At 44.8% G+C, this 10,015-nt stretch carries 10 protein-coding genes and 1 pseudogene; 4 read left to right on the top strand and 7 right to left on the bottom strand.

The features are described 5' to 3' along the window. Positions 1–475: 475 nt before the first annotated feature. From L691_RS32010 to L691_RS0112460, 3 genes are all read right to left on the bottom strand, one after another. A protein-coding gene (locus tag L691_RS32010) for an IS630 family transposase (RefSeq protein ID WP_198023030.1) occupies positions 476–1,617 on the bottom strand; the annotation gives its coding sequence in 2 pieces (ribosomal slippage) (positions 476–1,185 and positions 1,185–1,617; 1,143 coding nt in all). Between the two features lie 187 nt (positions 1,618–1,804). Further along, the gene (locus L691_RS28745; protein ID WP_232229171.1) at positions 1,805–2,311 is read right to left on the bottom strand and encodes a DUF1572 domain-containing protein; all 507 of its coding nucleotides are present in this window, start codon (positions 2,309–2,311) and stop codon (positions 1,805–1,807) included. Between the two features lie 646 nt (positions 2,312–2,957). Continuing rightward, positions 2,958–3,302 carry a winged helix-turn-helix transcriptional regulator gene (locus L691_RS0112460; RefSeq protein WP_025690853.1) on the bottom strand — a complete coding sequence of 115 codons (345 nt, stop codon included), beginning with the start codon at positions 3,300–3,302 and terminating at the stop codon, positions 2,958–2,960. Between the two features lie 259 nt (positions 3,303–3,561). Between L691_RS0112460 and L691_RS0112455 the strand changes: the two genes are divergently transcribed. The 4 genes from L691_RS0112455 to L691_RS0112440 all read left to right on the top strand — a co-directional run bounded on the left by L691_RS0112455 (position 3,562) and on the right by L691_RS0112440 (position 7,093). Continuing rightward, positions 3,562–4,446, top strand: coding sequence for an MBL fold metallo-hydrolase (locus tag L691_RS0112455; protein ID WP_025690852.1), 885 nt, complete (start codon positions 3,562–3,564; stop codon positions 4,444–4,446). 124 nt (positions 4,447–4,570) lie between these two features. Then, a complete protein-coding gene (locus L691_RS0112450) occupies positions 4,571–5,761 on the top strand; it encodes an MFS transporter (RefSeq protein WP_232229172.1) in 1,191 nt (396 codons plus the stop codon). Between the two features lie 30 nt (positions 5,762–5,791). After that, positions 5,792–6,133, top strand: coding sequence for a hypothetical protein (locus L691_RS32005; protein ID WP_025690850.1), 342 nt, complete (start codon positions 5,792–5,794; stop codon positions 6,131–6,133). Between the two features lie 732 nt (positions 6,134–6,865). Then, positions 6,866–7,093, top strand: a complete 228-nt coding sequence (locus L691_RS0112440) for a hypothetical protein (protein WP_025690849.1) — start codon at positions 6,866–6,868, stop codon at positions 7,091–7,093. 350 nt (positions 7,094–7,443) lie between these two features. Here the strand turns inward: L691_RS0112440 and L691_RS28740 are convergent. The 4 genes and pseudogenes from L691_RS28740 to L691_RS0112420 all read right to left on the bottom strand — a co-directional run. After that, positions 7,444–7,857: pseudogene (locus L691_RS28740) on the bottom strand (hydrolase); the annotation flags it as partial. A gap of 2 nt (positions 7,858–7,859) precedes the next feature. After that, the gene (locus tag L691_RS28735; protein ID WP_025690847.1) at positions 7,860–8,300 is read right to left on the bottom strand and encodes a GNAT family N-acetyltransferase; all 441 of its coding nucleotides are present in this window, start codon (positions 8,298–8,300) and stop codon (positions 7,860–7,862) included. Between the two features lie 22 nt (positions 8,301–8,322). Beyond that, on the bottom strand, positions 8,323–9,087 hold the full coding sequence (locus tag L691_RS0112425) for a TSUP family transporter (RefSeq protein WP_025690846.1): 765 nt from the start codon (positions 9,085–9,087) through the stop codon (positions 8,323–8,325). Positions 9,088–9,501: 414 nt separating this feature from the next. Beyond that, positions 9,502–10,015: nitroreductase family protein (locus L691_RS0112420; protein WP_025690845.1), on the bottom strand; the 514-nt coding region annotated here is incomplete at its 5' end.

The raw sequence follows: 10,015 nt of genomic DNA, 5'->3' as shown, positions 1-10,015 counted from the left end.
TTTGTTATTCCTTATTTTGGGTAATCAACAGGCGTGGTGTATGCTATTAAAATATGGATGTAAGATTGGAATTGCCCAATTATTGTTTTTAATCTGATGTCCATTACATATGGAACAAGCACAGACAATATTCCCCCAAAAAACGCTTAAAAAAGGGAACTCAGACAATGGAAGAAAATGATCCATGTTGCTTGAAGTTGTTTCATTCATATCAACTAAATCACAATAAGGACATACCTTGTAGTTTTTACTTAATAATTTTCTAAGCTCAATTCTTTTTACAAATTTCGCATTAGGATTATAAACATTCCATAATGATTTACAGTCCAAAAGATTGTCATACACATATTCAAAAAAAGGTTTTATCTCACTAATTGTTTTTTTAGTCAAATTAATGTTTATTGTAATTTCTCCTGAGAGAATCTTGATATAATTATGCGAAAATAAAGAATAATATTCATAAACTAGTACATCATCAGTCTTTAAATTGTGGATAAAGTCTTTTAAGTTTTATCCGCGCATCCTCAGTAGTAAATTGCCAATCTATACCTCTTTGAGAAGCGTTACGAGCAGATTCCCATTCGGTCAATTCGCTTGCTAATTCTTCCATGGACGGAATTCGTCTTGCTAAACATTGACGCGTCATGACGCTTAGCTCAATTTCAGCAATGTTCAGCCAACTGCCATGTTTGGGCGTGTAATGGATGTCGAGCCGTTTGGCTAAACGCAAAGCGATTTCCGGTTCAAACGCTTCGTATAGTGAAGCGATCGAATGGGTGTTCAAATTATCCATCACCAAACAGATTTTGGGTACACTCGGATAATGAACGTCTAACAGTTCTCGAACTTGTTCTGCCCATTCCATTTTCGTACGGCGAGGACGAACACTAACGTGTCGCCAGCCAGCAAGCGGTTCAGTGAAAATAAAGATACTACAGGTTCCATGGCGCACGTATTCGGAATCTTCACGTAGCGGCTTGGCGGGCTTCATCGGAATTGGTTTTCGGGCATCGTCCAGCAGTTGGAACGGTTTCTCATCCATGCAAATCACGGGACATTCGCTGTCGTAGGGCAAATGGTAGACCTCTAACACATCTTCCATAGCTGCCACAAATGCTGCGTTCTGCTTCGGTGGAATACACCAACATTTACGAAGATGGGGTTTCAGTTCGTTTTTTTTAAAATACGATCCACCGTGTCATACGAAATGCTGTCAATGTACCCTAGTTCAACGGTCTTGTCTGCTAATAGTCGAAGGGACCACCGACTTCTTCCAGCAGGTGGAGTACTACAACTGAGCGCGATGATTTTCGCCTCTAGTTCACCGGTAACCTTTGGAGGGTTTGGTGGTGTTAGTCTCTTTTTTCGTTCGACAGCAGTCTGTAATCCCTTTTTCGCAAAGGTCTTGCGGACCAGATATACCGTGTTGGTGTGGATGTGTAATTGCTCCGCAATGGTGGTATCCAAAAGCTTTCCGCCCACCCGATTCTCGTCCGCCCATAGCAGAAATTGTGCTCGCCTGAGCGAACGTGCGGCCACTTTTCCTTTGGAGCACACCCTTTGTAGTTCTTTCTGCTGCTCTGGGGTCAAGCAAACGGTATATTCACGTTTTCTCATAGTCGATACCTCTTTTTCTCTCGACTATATCATCTCTACCATAAATTAACTATTTTAATTCTGATGCTGTACTAGATTCAAATTTAATAAGATAATAATGATACAGTTCACCTTACCGGTGATGCTCCAGATTTGGAGATTCCGATTCATTTGCCTTCAGTTTTTTCACTTTAATGATATTGACCTGTTACATTTTCGCTCGAATCATGAAACAGTTTGGAGAGCAATACAATTTGCCCTGCATGATATCCGTAATGTGACGCAACCTGAACAAGAAGGCGGCCAATGGCTTTGATCTCGCAGGTTTCATCTGCTGCGGCGTTGACCCGAAGCATGCGATTCCAATCCTCATGTCCATAGCGAGAAGATGGATCAATTCTTCTTTCGCTATGCCGCCTTCAGTCTTAAATTCACGGGAACGTTCCCGAATGAAAGGATTATTTCCTACCGCACTTACGAAGTTCTGATATTCGTTACCCGCCATATGCAAGCAGAGATTGCCGATGCTGTTTGTAGAGTGTTTTATTTTTTTCCAAATCGAATCGTCGTCAAACGGAATAAGACTCTTTTTGATTCGTTCGAGCTGCTCCAGATACGCCTTGCGGTAATCGGCGGACGGCTGTAAGATTCTTTTTTCTTGCCCTTTAAGCCGTTTATCAACCAGTGGCGCATCGTAATCACTAGTAAATAGCATAACATTAACTGAAGATCCAACCAGGAATTACCTGCAAGCGACATCAATATCGCTGTTGGCTGCTCCGGAAAGGAGACGGTCGGCAGTTCCTCATGCTACAAATTTAGCCAAAGCGAGATGAGTCTCCGGAGGGGCCGCCAACCCCGATAGCATCCCCCATCGTCTATTGCAAGCCGAACACTCCCGGGAACGGCCCGTCGCCCGAGGCTGGATGTCCGGCCGACAGCATACGTCAATGCACGACATTCCATCAACCGATCTAATGGTTCGTTCTGGTCCCCGGCCGTTCGACACTGCGTATTTACCTAGCTTTTAGAGAACAGGCTACCTGGGACAAGTATTGCTTTTGTACGCTCTTAGAAAAAGTCATGACGACGCTATGTCAATCTTTTCTCGTAACGCCCATCGCCTAACCTGCTGCTCTAAAATGCCTCCTCAATAACATAAGTAATAATCGATGTTGTCCCTAGTAGGTTTGGTTATTTTCGTTTCTTGCCCCGGCTCCCAAGGTTTCAGGATCACAATTGTCTCCAATTTGGGATTATCCGGCCACAGGATAAATTCTTTTTCTACAAGCCCCCTGCTGTCCCCGACAGTGTTGGTCTCCTGTAGTCTCTGAGGAATCTATTTTGCCATTTGTTATTGTTTAATGTATTTTTTTATACTCATCTCCCCATATTTCAAGTTCTTTTAGAACAGGCAAAAGTTTCAATCCCATTTCGGCTAATGAATATTCTACTCGTGGCGGAACTTCCGGGTAAACTTTTCTATTTATGAGCTGGAAACTCTCTAACCTACGGAGTTCTTTTGTTAAAGTAGCTTGTGTTAATTCTGGCATTTGACGATTCAATTCTCCAAAGCGAAGTATTCCTGTACTTAAATTGTATAGTATTCGAAGAGCCCATTTCCCTCCGAGTATTTTCTGCGAAATTGCAATTGGGCAGTCTTCAAGATCGATTCTATTTATACTTCTCCACCTCCATACTATCATTTTAGATAGTACCTATTAAATTTAATCCTACTTGAGATATTTATTGTAACATTATAGTATGTACGTGTAAATGAGACCCAAGGGATAATAAATAAGTTTTAAAGTGAGGGAGATAAATGAATTAAATCGTAAACATCATTACTGACGGCGTTTTTTCAAGCAAGTAGTTAGGGATGGCTAGAAATGTAACACATTGTAAAAGCGGGTTGAATTATCGGGAAAAATACCAAATGTTATTTTTCGAAGAAAGGTGATAATCATGATTACATCAACGGATTTCTGTAAGGTGCAAAAACTGGACGATGATTTATATATCATTACTGAAGCTGGACTTGTGCATTTTTATCTTGTCTTGGGGCAGAAGAAAGCGGTTTTAATTGACGCCGGCTTTGGCTTCGGAGACATAAGGCCTATCATCAGAAGTATAACCGATCTGCCGGTGATGCTGGTATTGACCCATGGCGATCCTGACCACAGCTACGGTAGCGAATACTTTGGAGATGTATGGCTGTACCAGCCGGACTACGGTCAGATTATGGGTTTTGACACAAAGCATGAAAGGCAGTTCGCGGCTGAGTTGGGAGTAAAATATCTGAAAGAAAATAACCCTGAAGCCATTGAGCGTTTCGATAGCAAAGCATTTGCTGAAAAGAGCCTGCTCCGAGTCCTGACTCCGCATTTTGTAAAGGATGGAGAATTGTTTGACTTGGGCGGAAAGACTTTGGAGGTAGTATATACACCGGGGCATTCATATGGGCATATCATGCTGCTGGATAGGGCAAAAAAGAGACTTTTTTCAGGAGATATGATTTGTGATTACGTCATCATTTACTTTTTCGAATCGGATAGAAATGCCCCGTTTTCCATGGCACTGGACAGCTGGAAAAAGATAAAACGATTAGAAAAGGACATCAAAGATATTTATAGCAGCCATGGACAGTACCCCATTACAATGGAATGGGTCGACGCATACATCGAATGTTTTTCGGGAGAATTTCAGCAGAATTATTTAAAGGATAAACCGTTTTCCAGGGGACATTTAGGCCGCGGGTACCAACATATCTATAAAACCGTCAATATCCAATACTCCGATAAGAGACTGGAGGAATTTTTAGGACACAAAGTGGAACGAATTGATCTGTAGTTAAACAGGATATCTCTAGACTGTACCCATGTGACTTAGACGGAGGAGTAATCCGGGTGACAGTTTTTGCACAGCGTTACGAGCCTGCTTAGGAAGAGATTGGGGGGGGCAATTTTTGCGTAAAGTGAAAATATGGACGAAAGACTTTAGTTTCATTTCCGCCACAATGTTCTTTGTGTCGATGACATTTTATCTGCTGATGACCATGATTCCGATTTATTCCATGGAGAGTTTCAATGCCTCCCAGGGCCAGGCTGGTCTTGCTGCCGGCATTTTTATTATCGGCGCCCTTGTTTCACGGCCTCTTACCGGCAGGTATATGGAGGTAATCGGTCGTCGCAAGATACTGCTGGGAAGTCTGATTCTATTTTTTCTGGCGACATTGTTATATTTTTTTGTCTACGATTTAAACATGCTACTGGTGGTGCGTTTTGTTCACGGCGTCATTTTCGGGGTTGCCACCACGGCAATCCCCACGGTCATCATGGGAATGATTCCGCGGGAGCGGCGTGGCGAAGGGGTTGGCTACTTTACGCTAAGTGGGACAATGGCTTCGGCAATTGGACCTTTCTTGGGTCTTGTCATCAGGGAACAGGCAAATTTCACGACAATGTTTGTTGTGTGCGCTGTTTTTTATGTGATAAGCATTATCGTGACAGCATTTGCGGACATACCCGAAGTGGTAATGACAAAGGAGCAACTGGAGGTGGTAAAAGGCTTCAGGTTGCAGGATTTCTTTGAAAAGACCGCCATGCCTGTCTCGATTGTCATGCTCTTCGTGGGGATGGCTTATGCCAGCATCTTGGCGTTTATCAATTCATACGCGCTCAGTCTTAGCTTAATGGACGCGGCGGCCTTCTTCTTTGTTATTTACTCGGCTTTTATTATTATTTCGCGGCTATTTACCGGACGATTGCTGGATAATAGAGGGGATAATATTGTCATGTATCCGGCTTTGCTGTCATTTGCGCTAAGTCTGGTATTAATCAGTAAAGCCGGGGACAGTTTTACTTTTTTGCTGGCGGGAGCGTTCGCCGGTCTGGGGTTTGGTACCATTATGTCCTGCGCCCAGGTCATCGCCGCCAATAATTCTCCGCAACACCGCATGGGAATTGCCACTTCGACCTTTTTCTTTTGCGCGGACTTAGGGGTGGGGGCGGGCTCTTTTTTCGCCGGCGAGATAGTCTCAATGACAGGCTTCCGGGACATGTATATGGTAATGGCCATTATTGTGGCTTTATCCATTCTTTTATATTATATATTGCATGGAAGAAAGACAGCCTCTGACAAGCATTCCGCGCCAGGCCGCCGCTGATAAAAACTGTATGAGTATCTGGTTTGCGACGTGAAAACGGAATATACATTATCAGACATTTTAGTTAAAGCCTTTTCGTATGGTACAAGTATTCTGCTGTACGCCATTACTTACTTTCTTATAAATGTACAACATAAAATAAAACCGAAAATAGAGCTATCCACGCAAAAACGCGGGGGTTATGCGGAATATGTGGCGGTAGATGGGATAGGCCTTACTGTTATCCCGTCCACGCTCTCCTTTCAGGAAATCGTTGCGCTGTCTGCTGTTGGTCTGACCGCATGGCAGTCGCTGCTTCGGTTCGGCAAGCTGCTATTATTCTATACGAAAACGTTGCTCTCAGTGAAAAAAGCCAACATTCGGAGCGGTTAGCACTCTGTCAGTACCGATTATTTATGTGTAAACTTGAGAATAAAATACGATATCAGCCTACCAAAAATTAATTGTAGGGGTGTACAGAAATGAAAAGAAAATTGGCGACTCTCTTGTTGGCTAGCTTCTCATTACTTGTTGTTTCTTCTCCTTTAATTTTCCGCGTGCTAGATCATCACGGAGGGATGTAAGACAGAATAATTTAAAAAATTAAGGTTCTTCGACATTAAATATTCAATAATATTGTTGGCTCAATACCAAAGTTAGTGCTTGAGGTTTCGGGTCGTTTGATTTAATGGCAATAGCGTGCACGGTTGCATTCAACCTTTATTTATAACGGAAATTCAATGTCCAGTGAACCAACAATCCATTTGCATCTTACGAACTCAACAAAATCCTCAGCCGAAGAGCAAAACGACTACGCCGTCCTTCACGGGTAACGTAGCTGTTGTGGATTTCAATTTAGCGTTTGCTTGGAGGACCCTTCATGAATCCGGCTGCAATTTCAAGTGGAAAATAGATCACAAATTCGCCCCAGCATACTGATCTCCGCAGCCTAACAGCCTTCATCAGCGGCCTACGGATACACGCTGCTTCATTCCACATTTGGAGCGATTGGCCGGGTCTTCCTTGCCGATGCGGGCTACGGCAGCGAAGAGAATTATTGTATGAGGTGGGCAAAGACAAAGAACCGCATTTTGATTTTCTCATTCCCGGAAGCTCGGAGAATACATGGAAGACTGGGATCAGCCTGCAGTCTGGCTTGATTCGTCTACCCTGGCTGTCTGGGGACAGTTAGCCACCGATATGTATGATGAAGAGGATGCGTTAGATTACGGCGATAACATTTATTCATCTTTCCTGGCTGTATTTGATGTTCAAACCGGAGAGCGGAAGAAACTGTTCATTCCAGTACCTGCTTACCGGACAAAGCCACTGATCGATGGAGGCAAGTATTAACCGCACGGGCAAATCGCCGCAGTAAATGGCAGGGTAGTAATGTGGGGACCGGAAAACGGCCTAACGATTCTGAATCCACATACGGGTGAAATCGAGTTCTCCGATGAGACGTTATGCCCTGAATTCTACCATCCTTATGCGGGAGTGTTCCTTGAAATTGATGAGTTTGTTCGTTTTACTGGTATACGTTTAGTCTGAAGTGAAATGAACACATCAAGCTTGAACGTAAAATTATTTTTATTTAACGGAGGTGTTTCATATTCTAATCCGGACAGCGTTAATAAGCGACGCTCAAGAAATATCCAGACTTTCGGGTGAGCTGGGGTATGCAGCAGAAGCCCCGCCGCAGCCAGTTGATCTGGCGTTAGCTCCTGAAGCTCAATGTCGATGGTCGCGTAATCATTGCCCAGGTGAAAGCTTAAGGTCATGGCCTGGTACAACTCACGGAATACCGCTGACAGCAGATGTTGGCCGCTGTGCTGCTGCATATGGTCAAACCGGCGGTTCCAGTCAATCTGACAGCTCACCTTACGTTCACTTGGCATAGTCTCCACCTTGTGCAGCACTTCGTCCTCTTCAAGGATGACGTCCAGTACGGGGATTCCGCCAATACTTCCGGCATCACAAGGCTGCCCGCCTCCATGCGGATAAAATGCGGTTTCCTCCAGAATCAGAAACAGTCCGTCCTCACGTTCGATCACTTGGCTTACAGATGTGTGCCATTCCTGCAAATAAGCCGAGTCGTAATACAGCTTTTTAGTCATAATCAAGTTTCCTTTCCGCTTCCTTCTCCGGCTGGGCTGAAGAGCTTCTCCATAATGATGTATTCTTTACCGCCTTTAGTGAAGAGCGTACCGGCCATTTCTACCAGACCGAACTTTTTATAAAAAGCGGCCTTTTGGCTTCTTGCATTGCAAAAGATCCGGTTCACGCCCGCCCGTTCTGCCTCATACAGCACATGCTGCAACAGACGGCTGCCATAGCCCCGTCCCTGCTGCTCTGTCCGGGTAGCAAATTTGCGGAACTGCGCTTCATTTCCATCGATAAACAAGGATACCACGGATACGAGCTGCTCCCCCTCAAATAGCCCATAATGCACGCCATGATCATCATCGTCAAGCTTCACATAATCAAGTTCCCGCTCAGGCCACATAACTTCATGCCTCAGCTGCCAGACGGCTTCCTTATGTACTTTTTGGATCTCCACATCATCAACTCCACTGCTGTTCTTAGTGCATCGTATCCCATATTTGCTTCCCGATCAAGATCACGGTAACTGTAATGAACAGCGGGCGGATATAACTGGCTCCTTTGCGGATGGCCATCTTTGATCCGACAATTGCACCAAACACCATCGGAATTCCCAGAAGCAGACCATAATACAGACTAACCGAGCCAACGGCGGCAAAAGTCAGCAGACTAGCAATATTGCTGGAAAAATTAAGCACTTTGGCATTGCCTGCGGCCGTAACAAATTCAAAGCCCAGCATGAGAAAGGCGAAGATCAGAAACGAGCCGGTACCCGGGCCGAAGAATCCGTCATAAAATCCAATGACCAGGGCAATGCCCATGCCGGTCAACAGCGATTTTTTGCTGCCTGGTGAGAAGGTCGAAACGTCACCCCAGGATTTTTTGAACAAGGTATAGACCGTAATCACGATCAGCATGACAATCACCAGCGGCTTCAGAAACTCCGAAGGCACCTGCCGGACCGTCAGTGAGCCAGCCACCGCACCAACGATAGAAAACGGAATTAAAAATTTGACCAGTCCGAAATTAATCTTCCCGGAACGCACAAAAGACGCAGTACTGGTAAAAGAGCACAACGTCCCGGCCAATTTATTGCTGCCAAGCAGCAACGGGAGCGGAATCCCGGCCGACAGCAGCGCGGGAATGGCAATCAGTCCACCGCCTCCGACAACAGAATCAATCACACCAGCCAAAAAACCGCAAATCACCAAAATTGCAATCATTGCTATACTGCCATGCTCCATACTGCGCAATGCCTCCTGCCGAATGTTACAGATTCGTTCAAACAATCTCCAGCATACACAATTTCGAGGGTGGGTACCAGAGAATTCCTGGATGATCATATGCAGTAACATTCATTGTCAGAGTTAATACATTGGAACCAAAATCATGCGGAACTATATAAGTTGAACTTTAGTTTTACATTGTGGGGTATGGTCGTAACTGCGGGGAATGTTTGGACTTCCAGTCGCTGTTGTCGTAAGAATTTCTTGATTGGAACCGCCTTTAGCGGTTGAAATCCGGTGACTGTTTATGCTGAAGATAGTCCTACTCTTCCCTATTAGCTGTACGACGCCTTGTTAGAACCTGAGGTGTAGAACCTGAAAAAGACCTTAGCTCGCCTTTGTTTATACGGCGCTAAGGTCTTTTTCATTTTGTTATTCCTCAGGCATCTCGTTAAAGAAAGCTACATCATCGACTGCCAGCCTCACTGTCGGATGACCGGACTTCGCTGCCTTGCCGATGGCAATCAGCATAATCGGAACGTAGCGTTCTGATATACGGAAAGCTTCCATGAACTTTTGTTTGTCGTAGCCGCCCATCGGTACCGTGTCGTAGCCTTTAGCGCGGGCGACAAGCATAAGTTGCATCGATACTAGTCCGCCGTCGGTATAAACTTTTTGGTGAATGGCCTCGGACGACATGTTCGAATACATACCGGTATAACGTTCCACGAACGATTTAGCCGTCTCTGCAGGCATGTAATCCGCATCAACCGCCATTCCGTAAATTTTCTCTGCCCATTTATAACACTCCAAATCTCCGAGTACCGCAATAACAGCCGAAGCCTCGACCACTTGCTGTTGATTGAATGCGATCGGAAGCAGCTTCTGTTTCAACTCCGGCGAGTCGATAACGAGAAACCGCCACGGCTGCAGGGTAGCGGCTGGA

This window comes from Paenibacillus zanthoxyli JH29 (genome assembly GCF_000520715.1).
Lineage (GTDB): Bacteria > Bacillota > Bacilli > Paenibacillales > Paenibacillaceae > Paenibacillus_AQ > Paenibacillus_AQ zanthoxyli.
This window is presented reverse-complemented; position numbering and strand designations above follow the sequence as displayed.